The organism is Pedobacter sp. BMA (assembly GCF_001027745.1).
Lineage (GTDB): Bacteria > Bacteroidota > Bacteroidia > Sphingobacteriales > Sphingobacteriaceae > Pedobacter.
On the sequence record NZ_LECU01000008.1, the window covers coordinates 118476 to 139088 of the forward strand.

18 protein-coding genes are annotated in these 20613 nt (G+C 39.3%); 7 read left to right on the plus strand and 11 right to left on the minus strand.

Annotation, left to right across the window (positions count from 1 at the left end):
* Positions 1–10: 10 nt before the first annotated feature.
* The 6 genes from AB669_RS18705 (at position 11) to AB669_RS18725 (ending at position 7150) form a co-directional block, all read left to right on the plus strand.
* Positions 11–1198, plus strand: a complete 1188-nt coding sequence (locus tag AB669_RS18705) for a hypothetical protein (protein WP_047800883.1) — start codon at positions 11–13, stop codon at positions 1196–1198.
* A 95-nt stretch (positions 1199–1293) separates the two neighbouring features.
* Positions 1294–1449: a FeoB-associated Cys-rich membrane protein gene (locus tag AB669_RS21850; protein ID WP_082120733.1), complete on the plus strand. Its 156-nt coding sequence runs from the start codon at positions 1294–1296 to the stop codon at positions 1447–1449.
* Between the two features lie 12 nt (positions 1450–1461).
* Positions 1462–2052: a Crp/Fnr family transcriptional regulator gene (locus AB669_RS18710; protein WP_047800884.1), complete on the plus strand. Its 591-nt coding sequence runs from the start codon at positions 1462–1464 to the stop codon at positions 2050–2052.
* 95 nt (positions 2053–2147) lie between these two features.
* Positions 2148–2678, plus strand: a complete 531-nt coding sequence (locus AB669_RS18715) for a YceI family protein (protein ID WP_047800885.1) — start codon at positions 2148–2150, stop codon at positions 2676–2678.
* Positions 2679–2753: 75 nt separating this feature from the next.
* Positions 2754–3623 (plus strand): pirin family protein, encoded by an 870-nt coding sequence (locus AB669_RS18720; RefSeq protein ID WP_047800886.1) that lies wholly within the window; start codon positions 2754–2756, stop codon positions 3621–3623.
* 122 nt (positions 3624–3745) lie between these two features.
* Positions 3746–7150 carry a glycosyltransferase gene (locus tag AB669_RS18725; RefSeq protein ID WP_047800887.1) on the plus strand — a complete coding sequence of 1135 codons (3405 nt, stop codon included), beginning with the start codon at positions 3746–3748 and terminating at the stop codon, positions 7148–7150.
* A 78-nt stretch (positions 7151–7228) separates the two neighbouring features.
* Here the strand turns inward: AB669_RS18725 and ispF are convergent, their stop codons facing one another.
* Entirely contained in the window at positions 7229–7717 is a 489-nt protein-coding gene (gene ispF, locus AB669_RS18730; protein ID WP_047800888.1) for a 2-C-methyl-D-erythritol 2,4-cyclodiphosphate synthase, read from the minus strand.
* A gap of 38 nt (positions 7718–7755) precedes the next feature.
* A complete protein-coding gene (gene porV, locus AB669_RS18735; RefSeq protein WP_369799783.1) occupies positions 7756–8892 on the minus strand; it encodes a type IX secretion system outer membrane channel protein PorV in 1137 nt (378 codons plus the stop codon).
* Positions 8893–9484: 592 nt separating this feature from the next.
* On the opposite strand from porV, the gene AB669_RS18740 reads away from it, so the two are divergent.
* Entirely contained in the window at positions 9485–11164 is a 1680-nt protein-coding gene (locus tag AB669_RS18740) for an SUMF1/EgtB/PvdO family nonheme iron enzyme (protein WP_047800890.1), read from the plus strand.
* Between the two features lie 76 nt (positions 11165–11240).
* Here AB669_RS18740 and AB669_RS18745 read toward each other — a convergent pair whose 3' ends face one another.
* From AB669_RS18745 to nuoL, 9 genes are all read right to left on the minus strand, one after another.
* Positions 11241–11741 carry an acetyl-CoA carboxylase biotin carboxyl carrier protein subunit gene (locus AB669_RS18745; RefSeq protein ID WP_047800891.1) on the minus strand — a complete coding sequence of 167 codons (501 nt, stop codon included), beginning with the start codon at positions 11739–11741 and terminating at the stop codon, positions 11241–11243.
* Between the two features lie 2 nt (positions 11742–11743).
* The gene (locus AB669_RS18750; protein ID WP_082120735.1) at positions 11744–12328 is read right to left on the minus strand and encodes a DUF4159 domain-containing protein; all 585 of its coding nucleotides are present in this window, start codon (positions 12326–12328) and stop codon (positions 11744–11746) included.
* 125 nt (positions 12329–12453) lie between these two features.
* Positions 12454–13158 carry a 16S rRNA (uracil(1498)-N(3))-methyltransferase gene (locus tag AB669_RS18755; RefSeq protein ID WP_047800892.1) on the minus strand — a complete coding sequence of 235 codons (705 nt, stop codon included), beginning with the start codon at positions 13156–13158 and terminating at the stop codon, positions 12454–12456.
* 8 nt (positions 13159–13166) lie between these two features.
* A complete protein-coding gene (locus AB669_RS18760) occupies positions 13167–14591 on the minus strand; it encodes a hemolysin family protein (RefSeq protein ID WP_231582716.1) in 1425 nt (474 codons plus the stop codon).
* Positions 14591–15142 (minus strand): inorganic diphosphatase, encoded by a 552-nt coding sequence (locus tag AB669_RS18765; protein WP_047800893.1) that lies wholly within the window; start codon positions 15140–15142, stop codon positions 14591–14593. Before AB669_RS18765 ends, AB669_RS18760 begins: the two co-directional genes overlap by 1 nt.
* Positions 15143–15144: 2 nt before the next feature.
* Positions 15145–15801, minus strand: a complete 657-nt coding sequence (locus AB669_RS18770) for a DedA family protein (RefSeq protein WP_047800894.1) — start codon at positions 15799–15801, stop codon at positions 15145–15147.
* Between the two features lie 47 nt (positions 15802–15848).
* Positions 15849–17222, minus strand: a complete 1374-nt coding sequence (locus AB669_RS18775; protein ID WP_047800895.1) for an NADH-quinone oxidoreductase subunit N — start codon at positions 17220–17222, stop codon at positions 15849–15851.
* A gap of 3 nt (positions 17223–17225) precedes the next feature.
* Entirely contained in the window at positions 17226–18689 is a 1464-nt protein-coding gene (locus AB669_RS18780; RefSeq protein ID WP_047800896.1) for a NuoM family protein, read from the minus strand.
* 20 nt (positions 18690–18709) lie between these two features.
* Positions 18710–20611, minus strand: coding sequence for an NADH-quinone oxidoreductase subunit L (gene nuoL / locus AB669_RS18785; protein WP_047800897.1), 1902 nt, complete (start codon positions 20609–20611; stop codon positions 18710–18712).
* Between the last annotated feature and the right edge of the window lie 2 nt (positions 20612–20613).

The following is a 20613-nucleotide window of genomic DNA, read 5'->3' on the forward strand; positions in this document are numbered from 1 at the left end:
ATTCTGACAAATGATACTAGCATTCAGGGAGAAATTTAATAAGCAATTTAGCAAGGAACAATACGAAAATTTCCTGGCTGAATTGCAAAAAGGCTATCCGGAAATTCCTTTTCGGGTAGCAGAGACGCCAATTTTTGTACCCGCGGCTTTGAAAGAAAAACTCATCGCCGCGGGTGAAGAGATTATCAATGTGATTAAGCAGCCGGATTTTAAGCAACTCACTGAAGCATCCATTCCTCCTGAATGGAACGTGCCAAATGAAAATAAGCAGCCACATTTTTTAACTTTTGATTTCGGCATTTGCAAAAATGAGGATGGTGAATTGTCGCCCATGCTTATTGAAATGCAGGGCTTTCCTTCCCTTTACGGCTTCCAGCATCACCTGGCTGACACATTTAAAAAAAGCTATGATATTGATCCCAAGGTTGACTATTTTTTAAATGGATTTGATCAGGAACAATATGTTACCCTTCTGAAAACAGTGATTATTGGTGATCATGAAGTACATGAGGTAGCCCTGATGGACGTGGATGCACCTAACCAGAAAACGGCTATCGACTTTCTTGTGACTCAAAAACTACTGGGTATTAAAATTTTAGCATTAGAAGATATTAAACGGGTTGGACGCCAACTGTTCTATGAAGAAAACGGTAAACAGATTCAACTCAAAAGAATTTACAACCGGTTAATTTTCGATGAGGTTGCCAATAGGACTGACCTTTTCGGTAGCAGCTTTGATCCCAGAGCTGAGCTTGATGTGGAATGGGTAACACATCCAAACTGGTTCTATAGGATCAGTAAATACACCATACCCTTTTTAAAAAGTGAATTTGTTCCTGAAACGCATTTTTTACACGAGCTAAAATCTATACCGGCTGATTTAGAACACTACGTGCTGAAGCCCTTGTTTTCGTTTGCTGGAATGGGCGTAATTATTGATGTAACTAAAAAGGATATCGAAAACGTTACCGATCCACACAACTGGATTTTACAACGAAAAGTACAATATGAACCTGCGGTACAATCTCCAACCGGAGGTGTAAAGGCAGAAATCAGAATGATGTACTTATGGCCTGATGATGGAGAACCTCAACTTTGCATGAATCTGGCCCGATTAAGCAGGGGCAAAATGATTGGTGTTCGCTACAATGCCGACTTCGACTGGGTTGGGGGTACGGTTGCATTTATGGAAAAATAGTATGTAGTTTAAAGAGCAGAAAAACGATACATTAAATGAAAGCCTTTTTACATTAAACTGAAGCCCTCACGGCAAAACCTGCTTATATTTGTATTATGGATACTCAAACGATTTTAGTCTTTCTACTTTTTGCGGTTGCATTGGTATATGTTGGCCGTTTGGTTTTTAAATCTTTACAGGTGAAAAAGGATGGCTGTGGAGGTAATTGCAAGTGTGGTGTTGATTTTTCCGACATTTCTGCCAAAAAGTAACCCGCTCATCTTATGAATGATCAGTTCAAAAATTATCTTAAAGAAAAAATACAAATCACGGATGAGCAATTCGATAGTATTTCGGGTAACTTAAAAATCAAAAAGTTCGACAAGAACGAAATCATTCAATATACAGGAGATATCTCTAAACATGGCTTTTTTGTTTGCAAAGGACTATTAAGGGCCTACTCTATAGATTCAAAAGGTAAAGAACACATCCTGCAGTTTGCACCAGAAAACTGGTTAATTTCTGACAGAAACAATATGAACAATGAGGCGTCTGTATTTTTTATAGATGCCATTGAAGCTACCGAGGTTGTTTTGATGCCGAACGATTTCATGGAACAGGCTGCGATACAAGTGCCATGTTTACAGCCTATGCACACCCGGCTGCTTAATAATTCTATCCGCTTTATGCAGAAAAGGATTAATATGCTTTTAAGCGCTACAGCAGAAGAGCGGTATCTCGACTTCATCAAACTTTACCCTAATCTCACTTTGCGCGTGCCGCAATGGATGATCGCATCATACCTTGGAATTACCCCTGAGTCACTTAGTCGCGTGAGAAAAGAACTGGCCAATAAACATTTTAAACCAAATTAATGTAAGCCCCACATTAATTATCATACATCAATTCTCATTCTAAACCAGCGAGTTACTTTTGTGTTGTAAATATTAAAAATCAAAACACAAAAGATATGGCAACTACAAAATGGACTTTAGATCCAACCCACAGCGAATTGCAGTTTAAAGTAAAACACTTAATGATCACTACCGTTACTGGTAGCTTGAAATCTTTCTCAGCAGAACTTTCATCTGAAGGTGATGAGTTTGAAAACGCAGAAATTTCTTTCAAAGGAGATATCTCTTCCATTGATACGGGAAATACTGATCGTGATAACCACTTAAAAAGCGGCGACTTTTTCGATGCAGAGAAATTTGCTCACATTGAATTCAAATCTTCGTCAGTTGAAAAAGACGGAGGTGATTATATTGTGAAAGGTGACCTAACCATTAAAGGAGAAACTAAACCGGTAAAATTGACTGCAGAATTTGGTGGCATTGCGACCGATCCATGGGGTAACACCAAAGCTGGTTTTACTTTAAGTGGTAAAATTAACCGCTCTGAATTTGGCTTAACCTGGAATGCAGCATTGGAAACTGGTGGTGTAATGGTAAGTGAAGAAGTTCGATTATTGGGCGAATTGCAGTTCGTTAAACAAGCATAATTTCGCCGAGCGCTTTGAGCTTTGGGTATAAAAATGTTATGCCCAAAGTCCCATGCCTCAATTAATTTAAAGGTAATGGAAACAAAACAAGTATCAGCTGTGCTAAAATCACCTGCACCGCATATGGTTGGCGACGGCTTTAGGGTACATAACTTTTTCCCTGGCGGATATACCATAAATATGAGTCCGTTCTTTTTACTGGACTATGGTTCAAAAATTCAATTCTCTGCCAGGAGAATCCCCCGTGGTGTTGGGATTCATCCACACAGGGGTTTCGAAACGGTTACTATAGCCTACCACGGCGCCGTCGCGCATCATGATAGTTCAGGAAATAGCGGCGTAATTTATCCTGGCGATGTACAATGGATGACAGCAGCTGCGGGAATACTCCATAAAGAGTACCATGAAGAGAATTACAGCCTTAGAGGGGGACCATTTCAAATGGTACAGTTATGGGTAAACCTTCCTGCAAAAGATAAAATGGGTAAACCAGGATATCAGGCCATTAAACAACAAGCCATGGCCTTTGTTAACCTGCCAGACAATGGAGGGAAAATTGAAATCATTGCCGGAAATTACAAAGGACAAAATGGAAATGCCCAAACATTTACGCCAATACACCTGTATAATGTAAGATTAAATAAGCAAGGCAAGGCAAACTTTAGCTTCCCTGCCAACTACAATACTGGTTTCATGGTTATTGAAGGGGCAGTGAAAATTAATCAGAAAGAAATTGCACCCGTCGATAGTTTCGTACACTTTAAAAACCAGGGAGAGCAGATTGACGTAGAAGCGTTGGAAGACAGCATTATACTCGTACTGAGCGGAGAGCCAATTGATGAACCCGTTGTTCAGTATGGTCCTTTTTTGATGAACACCCAGGAAGAAATAAACCAGGCACTGGAAGATTATAACCAGGGAAGATTTGGTTACATAGAAGAATAGAACAGCTTCAATACATAAATCCTGAAGCCGGCAGATGTAAAACCTGCCGGCTTTCTATATGTAGATTTTCATCCAATCTTCACCTTCGTTACTGACATTTGATTAAAAATCAGAACAGAAAAATGTCCGGAAAACAAATATTTCAAACTGAGACTAAAAAACGCTGGTATACTTTTACCTGGGTTAGCCGAACCTTATTTTTAGTTTTCATTGTAGCAATCCTTTGCGTGGCTTATACTTTATCATCGGTTCAGGAGCCAGATTTACCTTTCCTAAACACCAACTCGCCCCTTACGCAAAAGCAGTTGGATAAGCTAAAAAAATCTCAGCAGTACAAAGCATTCGTAATCGAAAAATCCCGGCTTGAGAAAATCAGAAAAGACAGAGCGCTACGTATTTTAACCAAACATGGAGATAAAAAACGCATCAACATGGCCTTTTATGTAAGCTGGGCTGCAACTAAAGATAAATCACTCGCAGATTTAAAAAGGAATATTGGCCATTTAGATATGGTTGCCACTGAATCTTTCTTTTTAAATGGCGACTCAATAGTTGATAAGGCAGATACCGCGGCTTTAAATGTTATACATGCAGGAAAAAAATCTGCTATTGCAGTAGTATCCAACTTCAACAAAGATCACTGGGATGGTAATGCGGTAAAGCGGCTACTTGATGACCACCCTGCTCAACAGAAACTGATTTACAACTTAATATCAATCACAAAAAAACATGGCTATAAAGGGATAAACATCGACTTCGAAGAATTGAATCTGGAAAACAATCAAAGTTTCAATGCTTTCATGAAAAATCTATATGATCAGTTTCATGCAGATAACCTGATCATCTCTCAGGATATTTCTCCGGAAAATGACGACTATCAACCGGAGGTACTCCAGAAATATAACGACTATATAGTTTTAATGGCCTATGATCAGCATACTGATCAAAGTAATGCCGGCGATATTTCCCATCAGGAATGGGTAGAAGAAAAATTAGATGACATCTGTGCAAAAGTAGATCCTGGAAAAGTAATTCTGGCTTTAGCCTGTTATGGATATGACTGGCCCGATAAAAGTATTGGAAAATCGGTAACTTACGAGGAGGCCATGACTACTGCGGTTACCTTCAAAAGTAAGGTAAACTACGATCCCAACTCGGCCAATTTAAATTACAGTTATAATGATGGTAGCGGTATTAAACATGAAGTTTATTTTACAGATGCTGCAACTTATTTCAACCTGATCCGCAAGGCGGATGACTGGAATATTGCCGGGGTAGCACTGTGGAGATTAGGCTCAGAAGATAAACGCTTATGGTCTTTCATCTCAAATGATTTAAGTCTGGATACGCTTCAAAAAAAACCATTCGACCTGCGTAAAATCTCTTTCCTCAACATGGGCGGGATTTCATACATAGGGGATGGGGAAATTCTGGACCTGGTTTCAACACCGCGGCTTGGGGCGGTTAGATTTACCCTTAACAAGGACAACTTTACCATTGCCGATCAAAAGTACATGCGCTTACCGGAACAATATGTGATTAAACGTTTTGGCGAAGCTGATAAAAAAATTGCGTTGACATTTGATGACGGACCAGATCCGGTTTATACCCCACAGGTACTGAATATTCTTAAACAGGAACAGGTACCCGGATGCTTTTTTGTTGTAGGCATCATGGCCGAAAAAAACATGGAGTTGCTGAGACAGGAGTATGACTCCGGATACGAAATTGGCAATCATACTTTTTTTCATCCTGATATGTCTGCTATAGGCCCCCGGAGGGTGAAATTCGAGTTGAACGCCACGAGAAGGCTCATCGAAGCCGTAACAGGACACAGTACCATTCTGTTCCGTGCCCCTTTTAATGCTGATGCCGAGCCTCAGAATATTTCGGAAATCTTGCCAGTGGCACAAAGCCGCAAAGAAAACTATATTAACATTGGTGAATACATTGATCCTGAGGACTGGGAACCAGGCAAAACGGCAGATCAGATTTTTAATGAGGTAGTGAAACAGCACGAAAACGGTAATATCCTCTTGTTGCACGATGCCGGAGGAAACCGTGAAGCAACTGTTGCTGCGCTACCCAGAATTATTAAGTACTTTAAATCACAGGGATATACTTTTACAACAGTAGGAGATTTGATGGGCAAAAAAAGAGCTGAACTGATGCCTGCTGTAAAATCTGATGCGAACAGCGGGTTCAGCGGATCTGGAGATTATTTTTTCATCAGCTTCTTCTATTATGCCAATATTGTTTTAGATATCGTATTCACAGTGGCCATTGTGCTGGCGATCTTAAGAACAATCTTCATTGCCTATCTGGCAATTAAACAGCGCAAAAAGGCAAAGAAATACGCACATCAGCTCATTGAAAACCCATCGGTAAAAGTGAGCGTTATTATTCCAGCATACAATGAAGAGGTAACAGCGGTACAAACCATTAATAGCCTGCTTAAAACTACCTATCCTGATTTTGAGCTGATATTCATTGATGACGGATCGAAGGACAAAACATTTGACATGGTTCAATCCAGATTCGGCGACCATCCTCAGGTAAAAGTTTACCGGAAAGAAAATGGTGGAAAAGCTTCAGCATTGAACTATGGTATCGCAAAGGCCGCTTCAGATTTTGTAATCTGCATAGATGCCGATACGCAGCTTAAAACGGATGCGGTTAATGAACTGATGCGCTATTTTTATAGCGATAAGGTAGCAGCTGTTGCAGGCACAGTTAAAGTAGGAAACGCCAATAACATCATTACAAAATGGCAGTCTATTGAGTATATAACGGCTCAAAATATGGATCGGAGAGCATTTGATTTACTCAATACCATTACTGTTGTACCCGGAGCTATCGGCGCATTCAGAAAATCAGTAATCCTCGAGGTTGGTGGCTTTACCATCGACACCCTTGCTGAAGACTGTGATCTGACTATGCGGATCCTAAGAGCGGGTTATCGGGTAAAAAATTGCGACACCGCAATTGCTTACACTGAAGCTCCTGAGACAGTTAACATGCTTTTAAAACAACGTTTTCGCTGGAGCTTTGGCGTATTACAAAGTTTCTGGAAAAACCGTAAAACACTTCTGAATAAAAAATACGGGTATTTTGGAATGGTGGGAATGCCGAACATTTTGGTCTATCAAATCATTTTGCCACTCTTTTCGCCGCTTGCAGATTTCTTTATGTTTTTATCCCTTATCAGCGGACTATTTTCCTTAAGTACCATAAACAATCTGACCCTTACCGGTTTTTCAGGAATACTGAGCCTGCACAATGGTTTCGGTCAGGTATTATTTTACTACATTATTTTTATTCTGGTAGATATGCTTTTCGCTGGTATCGCGTTCAGAATGGAAAATGAAAAACTAAAAAACCTGCTATACATTTTTCCGCAAAGGTTTTTCTGGAGACAATTAATGTATATCGTATTATTTCGCTCATTTAGAAAAGCCATTAAAGGTGAACTTGAAACATGGGGAACTTTAAAAAGGACAGGAAATGTTAAAGAAGCTAATGCCTAGCTACATAAAAAAGCCCGCTCACCATTTAAAATGTTGAGCGGGCTTTTTTAATTTATTCGGTCAAATACGCTGCAGATATTAAACTACCTCATTCTTTTCAATCAGGCAAACTGCATAGGCAACTACGCCCTCTTCCCGCCCCACAAAACCCATTGTTTCATTTGTGGTGGCCTTGATGGAGATGTCTTCAACAGAGATACCGATAGCATGAGCAATATTCTCCTGCATAGCAGGAATATGAGGATTGATCTTTGGTGCTTCCAGACATAACATTGCATCGATGTTTCCAATCTGCCAGCCTTTTTCCGACAACAGTTTTACCGTTTCTTTAAGCAATATTAAACTGCTGATTCCGCGCCATCTTTCATCCGTATTTTTAAAGTGGAAACCAATGTCACGAAGATTGGCAGCTCCCAGCAGCGCATCACAAATCGCATGAAGCAATACATCCGCGTCTGAATGCCCAAAGGCACCTTTATGGTGTTCAAGATTTACCCCACCTACTACAAAAGGGTGCTGGTCTTTCAACTGGTGTACGTCGAAGCCAAAGCCTACTCTGATTTTCATGAAAAATGTGTTTTATGAGTTGCAAACAAAACTGCAAGTTAATTCTTTACGATTTTCTTGTCGCCAAAGTTAAACAAAAGACCGAACCGCAAGGTATTGGCAAGGGGACTGGTTTGAGCATTAGCCAGTAAATAAGAGAAATCAATATTAAAAACATTGTATTTTAGTCCTAAACCCATTGTAAAATAACGGCTGTCACCCTTCATCGGACTTTGATAGTTATAGCCTGCTCTAACGGCAAACTGCTGATTGTACCAATACTCTACACCTGTTGAAATGCCAACCTCTTTCAATTCCTCACTAAAGCCCCCTGGTGCATCGCTAAACGACCCGAATATTCCCGCAGGAACTGATCGGTTAGGATCCTTGCCGCTGATAATCTGACCATTTGAATCATAAATAGGCTGAGTTGGAACCAATAGTTTATTAAAGTCAAGGGCTAAAGTAAAAGTACTGAACTCATCCACAATTATGGTTGACGCCCCGCCCAGTTTAAAATTTGTTGGCAGGAAATAATTTACCCCGCCATCACTGTAACTCATTTTTGTACCAATGTTGGATATATTTGCTCCAGCTGATAAAACAGCGTCTTTTCCAAACATGTGTGTATTGGTTTTATACAAACCAGATATGTCTACCGCAACCGCATTGCCACTTTTTACCTGCCCTGAAGAAACAAACTGACCGGATGCCAGATTGGAATAAACATACCTAAGAGACGACCCCAGTGAAAACTCTTCTCCAAACTTTCTGGCAAAGGTAAAATCGAGCGCAAATTCGTTCGGGTTTGAAATTCCCAGGTCTTGTTGATTAATGTCTGTTAGCTGAATTGAACCCAAAGAAAAGTAACGTAAGGAAGCACCAATGACATTACGATTATCTAAACGATAAAATCCACTCAGGTAAGCAAGGTTGATATCAGGCACCAGACTTTTCAACCAGGGACTGTAGGACACTGAAAAGCCATAAGGCTTATCTAAAAAAGCAAGTTTAGATGCATTAATACTGGATGAATTCACATCACCCGAAACAGCAACCCCTGCATCTCCCATAGATCCGGAACGTGCATCGGGAGTAATTAAAAGAAACGGAACTGAAGTAACAACGTTATTAGATTCACTGCCGTTTGTTTGAGTATTGCCTATAGTAACCTGTGCATTTGTTTTAGCAAACACAAAGGCCAAAATTGATACAGAAAAAACAAGCTTACTAATATACTTGGGATTCATTCTTTAAAGGTACGTAATTTTAGAACTTCAGGAACTTAATTCGAAGAGATTAACGTCTTAACGTAAAACCCAAAGTTATATTTTACCAAATTACGAATAAACTAATAATTTACTAAGTAAACCTACAGTTTTTACATATGAATGTAATACACAAAATTTTAATGATATAGATACTAGGCATTTACGTAAACGTTTCTCTGATAAAATTTTCCGGACAGCATCATACAACTTGATGTTCCACCCGGAAGTCGACACCATATTACTCATTAATTTGGGATTAAATTCTGTATATTGGAAATCGTTAAGCATCATTTACTGTGCATTAGTTTTTACGCAAAGAAAAAACTAGGGGCTTAATTTATAGCGTTTTACCAAAAAACAATAATAAAAATTAAACAGACACAATACGACATAAAATAATACGTTATGGCTTAAAAATATATTCAGTATTTTATTGTCACAATATTTATATATTCATTTAAATTTGTTTAATTTTATCGGTTGAAACCCCATTGGGCGGCAATCCCTAAGTATTTATATGAAAAAACTTATACTATATTCTTTAACTTGTTTGTCTTTAGCCGTTATTTTCACCGGTTGCAGTTCCAAAGGCGGAAACAGTTCCAGCAAAACAGGTATCCCTTATGCAGATAGGAAGAGCAAGAAGAACCAGTCTGGTGCATTCGCTGTTGCATCCCAATATAAGAGAGCACCTGGCCCTGGCTTAATCCCAATTGAAGGTGGTGTTTTAGTTGTTGGGGGTAGCGCCATTGAGGTACCCGGTGTTGAACCTAATATCTACAATTACAAAAGACAAGTAACGGTTCCATCATTTTATATGGATGAGACTGAAGTGTCTAACACCGATTGGTTAGAATACTTACACTGGATCAGATATAATTTTCCTGAAGACCAGGAGTTTTATTACAATGAACTTCCTGATACGCTGGTTTGGCGCCGTGCTTTATCGTATAACGAACCATATGTAGATAACTACCTCCGTCACCCTGCCTACCGCGATTATCCGGTAGTTGGTGTTTCCTGGGAGCAAGCTTCCCGTTATTGCGAATGGAGAACTTCCCGTGCAAACGAATTCATATTACGTGAAAAAGGAATCTTGACTGATTATAAAACACTAGCAGGCGGTGGCAGTGGCAGAAACAATAACACAACAGCTGCGGCAACACCAAAACCAACCAATCCATTTAATACTGACGCTTATTTAAACGGTCAGTATGATGATAAAGGTAAAAATGCTCCTGTTGATTATAACACTAAATCTGGTGCAGCAACTACAACCGCTGGTGCAGCAGCAGGTGGCAGGGGAAATGCTCAGCCAAGAAGAACAGCAACTTTGGAAGATGGTGTAATTATGCAGCCATACCGTTTGCCAACAGAGGCAGAGTGGGAATACGCAGCATTGGGCTTAATTGGAAATACCGAATACGAGAATATTAATCAGAATAAAATTTATCCATGGAACGGCCTTGGTGTAAGTTCAGCCAAAAAGAAAACCAGGGGTATGATTCAGGCCAACTTTAAAAGAGCGCCTGGTGATTACATGGGAGTTGGTGGTTCACTGAACGATAAAGGAGATTTAACCGTCCCTGTTATTCAGTATACACCTAACGACTTTGGCTTATACAATATGGCGGGTAACGTTAACGAGTGGGTAAATGATGTTTACAGAACCGGAACTTTTACTGATGCTGATGCCTTTAATCCTTACCGCGGTAACTACTTCACCAATAAAAAACTTGAAGACAGCCAGAGTGGTAAAATTTCCTTAGATAAGTATGGTAATCCAATTAAGGAAAATGCTTATTCAGGAAGAAAACAAACATGGGCTGAAAAACAGGCACAGGCGAAACGTAGTGATTCCATTTCTAAATCGACTGATCCTCAGGCGCCGATTGCAGCAGCTGCTTATCAGGCAGATCAGCGGGGTTATCGCGACAGACAAAATACCATTCTTAACGAAGAAGGTGTAACCCTGGTAAATGATAAATCAAGAGTATATAAAGGTGGTTCATGGAATGATATGGCTTACTGGTTAAATCCGGCAACCCGTCGATTCATGCAGCAAGATGAATCATCTGCCGAAGTTGGTTTCCGTTGCGCAATGACCATGCTCGGTGCTCCTGAAATCAGTACAGCAGGTAAAAGAAGCTTTAAAAACCCACCCTCAAAACCTTATAGGGTGAGCAAAGGAAAATAAAAGTCAATAAAAAAAGTCCCAATTTGCATTGGGACTTTTTTTATGCGCCATAGTTCACATGCAGATAGCGTAAATATTACAAGAACTGAATCAGCACCTGATTTTTTTCGACTTTATCTCCAGGTTTAACGTTAATTTTTTTGGCAACACCATCTGCAGGTGATTTTAAGATATTCTCCATTTTCATTGCTTCCAGAACAACCAGACTGTCTCCCTTTTTTACCTCACTCCCATCACTGATCAGCACTTTTAATACCAGTCCCGGCATTGGCGCCTTAACTTCTGAAACTTTGTTTGCAGCCAGGTTATCCAATCCGAGCTGCTTCAATAGCTGGTCAAATCGATCCTCGAGAAAAACTTCGTAAACGTTCCCGTTAACTTTGATTTTACAGGATTTCTCAACACGGTTAAGTTCTACAAGCTCTGTGTTAAAAGATTGCTTATTATGTAGTACATGTATCGAAGACCCGCTGATTTTACTTAAATCGATCTGAATCTCCTTGCCATCCACGAGAAGTTGATTGCTGTTATTTTCAATTTCATAGCTAAAATTCCCGTTAACTTTTACTTTATACATATTTATCGAGTTAATGCATATTGAACTAAATTAGCGCCCATTTTCAAGGCTTTTGTTCTTGTATCCTGCGAATCTTCAGGATAGGTTCCGAAATCCTCCCACCCGTTGCCTAAATCACATTCATAAGTATAATAACAAACTACGCGTCCCTTGTAAATTAATGCAAAGCCTTGTGGCCGCTTGTTATCATGTTCATGAATCTTTGGTAATCCATTTGGGAATTTAAATTTCTGGTTATAAATGGCATGATTGGCCGGCAATTCAACAAAGCTCAATTCCGGAAAAACCTTCTTCATCTGAGGCCGTATAAACTTATCTAAGCCATAGTTATCGTCAATGTGCAGAAAACCTCCTTTAGTTAGATAAAGTCTTAGATTTTTAACCTCCTGATCGCTAAACACCACATTCCCATGGCCGGTCATGTACACAAAGGGATAATTGAACAGTTCCTTCGAACCTACTTCGACAATACTTTCTTCAGGGTAGAAATTAGTTTTAAGATTGGTATTGCAGTAAGCAATCAGATTACCAAGTGCAGTGCGGTCAGCATACCAGTCGCCGCCTCCATTGTATTTAAGCTTAGCCATTCGGTAAGATGGAGGAACCTTGGTAAAAGCAAAACCTATAAAAAGAGAACAAGCTAAGCCAATTACACAAAAAGGCCTGAACAATCTGGAAAACTGAAAGTGAAATAGTGAAAATTTCAAACTGACTATCGGTTAAGGTAATTGATTTCAAAACAAACAGCGAGCGCAGCAGTTTCTGTACGCAACCTGTTATCACCTAAAGTTAATGGTTTAAAGCCTTTATTCAAAGCTAAATTAACCTCATCAGGTGTGAAATCTCCTTCAGGACCGATTAATATTAAATATTTCTGTTGAGGTTGGACCAGATCTGTGATATACGATTTTTCATCCCCATCTATACAATGTGCAATAAGTTTATCCCCCTCAAAAGCAAGATTCATAAAAGCATGATAGGAAATGGCTTCATTCAGCTTCGGATGATAGGCCTTTATAGATTGCTTAACTGCAGACGTAATTACTTTATTTAATCTGTCGTCTTTTACCACTTTCCTTTCTGAGCGATCTGTAATGATGGGTGTAATTTCATCAATCCCCAGTTCAGTGGCCTTTTCCAGAAACCACTCAATGCGATCGATATTTTTAGTGGGTGCTACAGCTATATGCAGATGGTGATTACGTTTATGAAACTCAAGCTTCACGTCGGTAATCAGCAATCCTACTTTTTTGGGATTATCAGAAGTAATTTCTGCAGTGTAGAAACCACCTTTCCCATCAACCAGATTAACCACTGCACCAACACCTAAGCGCAAAACGCGAACACAATGCTTACTCTCCTCTTCACTAAGCGTATAGGTACCTTGTGTAATGTCAGGTGTGTAGAAAATATGCATAGTTGAAATTAGTGATTATCAACCTGATCTTCTTTATTAATAACCAGTTCTAATTTGATGGTTTCAATATTCTGCTCCGTCTTTTTCAAAATCGTAAACAAATACCCGTAAGATTCATTGCTTTCGCCAACCTCGGGAATCCGTTCAAAAACGTGAGATACCAAACCACCAACAGTATCGAAGTCTTCGTCTTCTGGTAAATCATGTGGTAAATATTCATTTACATCATAAACCGTTGCAAATGCATTTACAATAAATTCGTTGTCTGAAACCTTTTCAACCAATGGTTTTTCCTCATCATACTCATCCTGAATTTCACCAACCAGCTCTTCCACTATATCTTCTAAAGTTACCATACCGGCTGTACCACCGAATTCATCCAATACGATGGCAATCTGAATACGGTTACTTTGCAGCTCACTCATCAAATCGTTAATCTTTTTGGTTTCAGTAACAAAATATGGTTTGCGTATGATATCATTTAAGGTCCATACCTGATTACCTGCGGCCACTAAAGGCAACACATCTTTTGCATGGATGATCCCCACAATTTTATCCATTACATCATCGTAAACAGGAAGCCTGGAATATCCTTCCTTGATGATAATGTCGATCACTTCCTCTTTAGGAGAGGTTAGCTCAATACCCGAGATTTTGGTTCTAGGAACCATAATATTCTTAACTACACGCTCATTAAAATCAAATACATTTTTGATCAGCTCATGCTCATTATTATCGAGTGCTCCGCTTTCTTTACCCTGATCGAGCAGGTATTGTAATTCTTCGGTACTGTGAATGGACTCATGGCCTGCAGAGGTATCGATACCAAAAGGTTTCAGAATAATAGCCGCAAGACTATTTAATGTCCAGATTGCAGGCCGGAATACAACATAAAAAAGCTGTAAGGGAATAGCAATGAATAACGTTGTAGCTACAGGGCGCTGAATAGCGAACGACTTAGGCGCCAGTTCACCAAATACAATGTGCATAATTGTAATTAGCGAGAAGGCAACAATTGTAGAGGCCGTATGAATAGTCGCATCACTTAAGCCCCATTGTAAGCTGTCAAAAAGATTTTTAAAAATAGTGTGCATAACACCTTCACCAACCCAACCTAAGCCAAGCGAAGCAAGTGTTATGCCCAACTGTGTAGCTGCCAGATAACCATCCAGATTATGGATGATAGACTTGGCCATTCTACCTACACGACTTCCTGTTTTTGCTTTAATTTCAATTTGCGATGCCCGGACTTTTACAATTGCAAACTCTGCCGCAACAAAAAATCCGTTTAATAACACCAAAAATAATGCGAGAAATAAACGCCAGCCAATTCCTTCTGTGTCGGTATCTTGTATAGCAACCAAAAGGGTACTTTGTGGCAGAATTGTACTCAGTTCAAAATTCGACAGTAAACAGACCGTGGGTAAATCCATTAAGCTAATTCTCTAAATGTTGTATTATAAAGTTCTATACTCTCTTTAATAACCTTGTGAGCATAGCGAACACCAAGTAAGTGTTCAATCGTTACGTTTTTACCTTCCAATGCTTTATAATCCTGAAAGAAACGTACAATTTCTTTCATCTGGTGCGGTGGCAATTCATCCAAATCGTTGATGTAGTTAACTGACATGTCGTGAGCGGCTACAGCAATGATTTTATCATCCTGCTCACCATTGTCAACCATGTGCATTACGCCAACAACTTTTGCTTCGATCAATGTCATAGGGTAAACATCAACAGAACAAAGTACCAGAATGTCTAACGGGTCTTTATCATCGCAATAAGTTTGCGGAATAAAACCATAGTTTGCAGGATACATTACTGATGAGAAAAGAACCCTGTCTAACTTAATTAAACCAGATTCCTTATCTATCTCGTATTTTGCTTTGGATCCTTTTGGAATTTCAATAATTGCATTAACCGTTTCTGGTAAGTTGCTACCAGGTGATACGCTATGCCATGCGTGGTGATCGTCTTTTATCATTTTTAATTTAAATCTGTCTTTTCCTCCTCGGAGCTGTTAACTTTACTTTTTACAAAGGTAATCAATAAAGGGATAGTTGTGATAAGGATAAAGCCAATAATAATATATAATAAGTAATCGTTAATTTGCTTTTCAAATCTTCGGCCTAAAAAATAGCCAAGTAAAGTTAATGAACAGATCCAAAGTACTCCCCCTACAACATTGTAGAAAGCAAATCGTTTGAAATCTAATTTAACTACACCAGCAAAAATCGGTGCAAACGTTCTTACAATTGGTACAAAACGCCCCATAATCAAAGCAAACGCGCCTTGTTTGTTGTAATAAGCTTCTGCAGCTTTAAGATAACGTTTTTTAAAGAAGAAACTATCCTTCCTGGTATACAATAACGGACCAGTCCGTCTACCAAACCAATAGCCGGTAAAGTTTCCTGATATTGCTGCAACGCATAATCCGGCAAGCAGAAGTGCGATATTTACATCGAGCTTTCCTGTTGCCACAAACATGCCAGCCAAAAACAGGAGATAATCTCCCGGAAGAAAAAACCCAAAGAAAAGTCCTGTCTCCGCAAAGATCACGAACACGACCAGATAGAAACCACCTTCCCTCAATAGCTTTTCGGGAGAAATAAGATGCTGAAGGTTAGTCCAAAAATCGTGCATATTTAATTATTCGTAAAACTACAAATAATTATCTAACAAGTGTATACCTATATCAGGTTTAAAATAATTGCCGGATAAATACCTAAAATCAGCGTAATTGCTACCGAAACGAGTAAAACAATTTTGTATTGCCCTGGTGTAGAAAGCTCTGTTTCTCCTCCATCTCTGAACCATACAGCCACAATAACCTTAAAGTAATAGTAGAAACCAACCAGCGCATTTAGTATCGCAAAGGCAACCAATAGTGTCTGGTACTCGCCCATCACATTTAGAAACATCAGGTATTTACCAATGAAACCTGCCGTTAGAGGTATACCTGCTAACGAGAGCATGGCAACAGTTAAGGCCAGTGCCACCAGAGGATTTTTCTTTCCTAAACCATTAAAACTCTCAAAACTGTCACTGCCCGTTTTCTGCTTAACTAAGATTAATACGGCAAAAGCAATAATTGAGGCGAATGTGTAAGCAGCAGCATATACCAGCACATTATTCTGAGATTGTGCACTGACTACCACTAATGAAAATAACAAATAACCAGCATGAGAAATACTCGAATAAGCAAGCATTCTTTTGAAGTTTTTTTGAAACAAGGCAGTAACGTTACCAATAAATAGTGTAAGGCACACAATTACAATTAATGGCTGAACCCAGAAATCATGAAGTGGTTTGAAAGCATCACCAAATAATCTTAAGAAAGCGGCAAATCCAGCAGTTTTGACAACTGTACTCATGAAGGTGGTAATTAATGTAGGCGCACCTTCATAAACATCCGGAGTCCAGAAGTGAAAAGGAGCAGCACCAACTTTAAAACACAAACCAATCATCATCAGGATTACGCCAGGGTAAAAGATCGGCGAAATTGAGGTACTATTATCCACCAGGTAACTTTGAATTTTATCCAGATCGAATGATCCCGCAGCACCATAAATTAAGGTGATCCCGAATAAGAGAAAACCTGTAGAGAAGGCACCCATCAAAAAATACTTAAGTGATGCTTCATTAGAGGCAAAATCCTTTTTACGAATACCCGCAAGGATATATAAACTTACCGACATGATTTCCAATCCTACAAATAACATCGCCATGTTTTTGTAAGATACCATCATAATCATTCCAGCCAGTGCAAAAAGAATCAGTGTATAGTATTCAGCAATATTCTCACTTTTGGAATTAAAGTAGTTTTGTGTCAACAAGAAAATTAAAAGTGTTCCAACAATACAAACACCCGAAAATGCCAGAGCAAAATTATCAGTCTGCATCATTCCGAAATGAACAGCATTGCCATTCCATGCACTAAAAGTAAATCCTAATGCAGTAAGTAAGCCAACAACGGTAAGTGGTAATAATGCTTTATTTGCTTTAAACAAACCTGCATAAAGCACAATGAAAGCGGTTATACTAATAGTTATTATAATATTCATTGCTTATTTTACTGATGTTAATTTTTGATTTACCTGTTCTAATAAATGTTGTACAGATGCCTCTGTTAAGTGCAATAATGGCTTTGGATAAACTCCAAGTACAATGATTAATGCACATATAATATAAAGAACCAATTTTTCTGTTCCCTGGATATCTGTGAAATTGATGGTAAGCGAATTGGTTTTGCCAAGCATTACATTCTGGTAGGTACGCAACATATATACCGCCCCAAAAATAATGGTTAATCCTGCAATCGCCGCCGCCCAGATTCCGTATTGATAAACGCCCATTAATAATAAGAACTCACCGATAAAGCCATTCGTACCCGGTAAAGCAATGGTTCCTAAAACAATGATCAGGAAGGTAATAGCTAATTGAGGTGCAACTTTGGCAATACCACCTAATTCTTCAATCTTATTGGTTTTAACTCTGGAGAAAATGATATCCAGCACAAAGAATAATCCCACCACATTAATCCCATGACTTAACATCTGAACCATGGCGCCCTGTAAACCTTGCTGGTTTAAAGCAAAAATACCCGCTGCAATTAATCCAACGTGGGCAATTGATGAGTAGGCAACCAAGCGCTTGGCATCTTTTTGTGTGAAGGCAATAATGGATGCGTAAACAATACCAACAATTGAAAGTATCATGGCTAAACACTTCCAATCCTGAACACCTGCCGGTACGATTGGCAATAACCACCTGATTACGCCGTATATACCCATTTTCAGCATAATGCCGGATAATAGCATTGTTCCCTGAGTAGGGGCTGCCGTATAGGTATCAGGCTGCCAGGTGTGGAAGGGAAAAATCGGCATTTTAATTGCAAATGCAATAAAGAAAGCCCAGAAAATCCAGCCTTGTTGTGCGTTGTCTAAATTTAAAGCATAAAAAGCCTGAATGTCGAAATTATGAGCAGGATTTTGTAGGTACAGATAAATGATACCCATTAACATGAACAATGAACCTGCAATCGTGTATACAAAGAATTTCATATTGATGCGGATTCTGTCTTTACCACCCCAGAAAGCACAGATGAAATAAATTGGAATCAATGCAGCTTCCCAGCCAATGTAAAATAGAAAAGCATCCATTGCTGTAAATACCAATAACAATCCGGTTTGCATGAATAGCACTAGTGCATAAAATGCTGACGGATGCTGATAATCATGCTTATAGCTGGACAAGATGATAATCGGAATTAATAAGTTAGTTAACAACACCACTAACATGCTAATGCCGTCAATTCCTGCATGGAAACGGATCCCAAGATCAGCAATCCATGGTAAGTTGGCTTCAAACTGTGTGCTGGCATTCGGAATGAAGTTACAAGCGATAAACAAAGCCAGCAATAAAGAAGCAACCGAGAATACAGTTGAAATTATTTTGGCCGACTTACCCGAAAATGCCGTAATAATAGCACCTGCCAAGGGAAGAAATATAAGTAGTAAAAGTTGTTCCATTATATAATTTTGAACCCTTTTTATATGTAATAAAATGTATATGCAAGCAATGCGATGATACCAAATACCATCATAAATATGTAGAAACCAACATTTCCGCTTTGTAATAAACGAACACCTTTACTGGCCTCATTGGTACTCCATCCTAATCCGTTTACAATTCCATCGATGAATTTAGTATCAATAATTCTGTAAAAGAATCTCGAAAAAGCATCTAAAGGCTTGATGATGATAAAATCATAAATCTCATCCAGGTAAAATTTATTGTATGATAATTTCGCCAATGGTGAGCGTGGCGCTTCATCAGCAACCGGTACACGTGCACCCTTTACATATTTGATATATGCATAGAGTAAAGCCACAATTGCAGCTACTACTGAAATACCCATTAAAGTGTATTCTGTAGCATGACTTAATTCTAACTCGTGTTGCGCAACCCCTGCTCCGCTTAACCAATGTGCTAACCATTCGTTTCCACCGAAAACGTGTGGAACGTTAATGGCCCCGCCAATTGCAGCTAAAACTGCAAGGATAATTAAAGGGAGCGTCATCGCTGTTGGCGACTCGTGCACATGACTTTCTTCGTGGTGTGTTCCTCTATATTTACCTGAGAAAGTCAGGAACATCATTCTGAACATGTAGAATGAGGTCAGGAAAGCCGTCAACACGCCAACTCCCCAAAGAATCGGACTAGCCTGATAAGCATTAGCTAAGATCTCGTCTTTCGAAAAGAATCCTGAAAATGGCGGCAAGCCTGCAATAGCAATCGTACCGATCATCATGGTTAGAAAAGTTACCGGAAGTTTCTTTCTCAATCCACCCATGTGGCGCATATCCTGCTCATGGTGCATAGCATGAATCACCGAACCGGCACCTAAAAACAACAAAGCTTTAAAGAATGCGTGAGTCAGTACATGGAAAAAAGAACCAGTATAAGCACCAACGCCTAATCCTAAAAACATATATCCCAATTGAGAAACAGTAGAATAAGCCAATACTTTTTTAATATCCGTTTGGGTCAATGCAATAATCGCTGCAACCAGCGCCGTAGTGATACCCACAATTGCAATGATGTGTTGCGTAAGCGGAGCTAAATCAAATAATACACTTGAACGTGCAATCATATAGATACCTGCAGTTACCATTGTCGCTGCGTGAATCAATGCAGATACTGGTGTAGGTCCGGCCATCGCATCAGGTAACCAGGTAAATAATGGCAGTTGAGCCGATTTACCGCAGGCGCCTATAAATAGTAATATTGTAATCAGAAATAATGTATTCTGGCCCGGCAGCATCGTTGCCGCCTGAGGGAAAACTTTAGCAAATTCAACACTGCCAAAAGTGCTGAAAATCAAAAATACGCCCAACAGGAAGCCAAGGTCCCCGATACGGTTCATTACAAAAGCTTTTTTAGCAGCCGATGCATATGCAGTATTGGTATACCAGAACCCGATTAACAGGTATGAACACAAACCAACGCCTTCCCAACCGATAAACATCACAATGTAGTTCGATCCCAAAACCAATAAAAGCATGAAGAATACAAATAGGTTCAAGTAAGCGAAAAACTTTCCGAAACCTTCATCATCGTGCATATAGCTGGTAGAATACAGGTGGATTAAAAATCCGATACCTGTAATGATCAAAAGCATAATAGCGCTTAAGGGATCAACAAGGAATGATAAAGGAATATGGAGTGCTCCGGCACTAATCCAGTCAAATAAAAATACTTCGTGAGATTTTTGTGTATCGCCCTGTAAACTAAAGAAAATAACTACACTGATAATGAACGAGGCGAGGATGACTCCACTCCCAATCATTCCAACAAGTCCTTTAGATAAAGATTTTTTGCCCAGTCCATTAATTACAAATCCTAAAAAAGGAAGTAACGGAACCAACCAAATCAATTGTTCTATGCTCATTC

Bases quoted from the DNA above. Each gene is read 5' to 3' on its own strand.
- AB669_RS18705 (WP_047800883.1), top strand. From the start codon at position 11: ATGATACTAGCATTCAGGGAGAAATTTAATAAGCAATTTAGCAAGGAA.
- AB669_RS21850 (WP_082120733.1), top strand. From the start codon at position 1,294: ATGGATACTCAAACGATTTTAGTCTTTCTACTTTTTGCGGTTGCATTG.
- AB669_RS18710 (WP_047800884.1), top strand. From the start codon at position 1,462: ATGAATGATCAGTTCAAAAATTATCTTAAAGAAAAAATACAAATCACG.
- AB669_RS18715 (WP_047800885.1), top strand. From the start codon at position 2,148: ATGGCAACTACAAAATGGACTTTAGATCCAACCCACAGCGAATTGCAG.
- AB669_RS18720 (WP_047800886.1), top strand. From the start codon at position 2,754: ATGGAAACAAAACAAGTATCAGCTGTGCTAAAATCACCTGCACCGCAT.
- AB669_RS18725 (WP_047800887.1), top strand. From the start codon at position 3,746: ATGTCCGGAAAACAAATATTTCAAACTGAGACTAAAAAACGCTGGTAT.
- ispF (WP_047800888.1), bottom strand. From the start codon at position 7,717: ATGAAAATCAGAGTAGGCTTTGGCTTCGACGTACACCAGTTGAAAGAC.
- AB669_RS18740 (WP_047800890.1), top strand. From the start codon at position 9,485: ATGAAAAAACTTATACTATATTCTTTAACTTGTTTGTCTTTAGCCGTT.
- AB669_RS18745 (WP_047800891.1), bottom strand. From the start codon at position 11,741: ATGTATAAAGTAAAAGTTAACGGGAATTTTAGCTATGAAATTGAAAAT.
- AB669_RS18750 (WP_082120735.1), bottom strand. From the start codon at position 12,328: ATGGCTAAGCTTAAATACAATGGAGGCGGCGACTGGTATGCTGACCGC.
- AB669_RS18755 (WP_047800892.1), bottom strand. From the start codon at position 13,158: ATGCATATTTTCTACACACCTGACATTACACAAGGTACCTATACGCTT.
- AB669_RS18760 (WP_231582716.1), bottom strand. From the start codon at position 14,591: ATGGATTTACCCACGGTCTGTTTACTGTCGAATTTTGAACTGAGTACA.
- AB669_RS18765 (WP_047800893.1), bottom strand. From the start codon at position 15,142: ATGATAAAAGACGATCACCACGCATGGCATAGCGTATCACCTGGTAGC.
- AB669_RS18770 (WP_047800894.1), bottom strand. From the start codon at position 15,801: ATGCACGATTTTTGGACTAACCTTCAGCATCTTATTTCTCCCGAAAAG.
- AB669_RS18775 (WP_047800895.1), bottom strand. From the start codon at position 17,222: ATGAATATTATAATAACTATTAGTATAACCGCTTTCATTGTGCTTTAT.
- AB669_RS18780 (WP_047800896.1), bottom strand. From the start codon at position 18,689: ATGGAACAACTTTTACTACTTATATTTCTTCCCTTGGCAGGTGCTATT.
- nuoL (WP_047800897.1), bottom strand. From the start codon at position 20,611: ATGAGCATAGAACAATTGATTTGGTTGGTTCCGTTACTTCCTTTTTTA.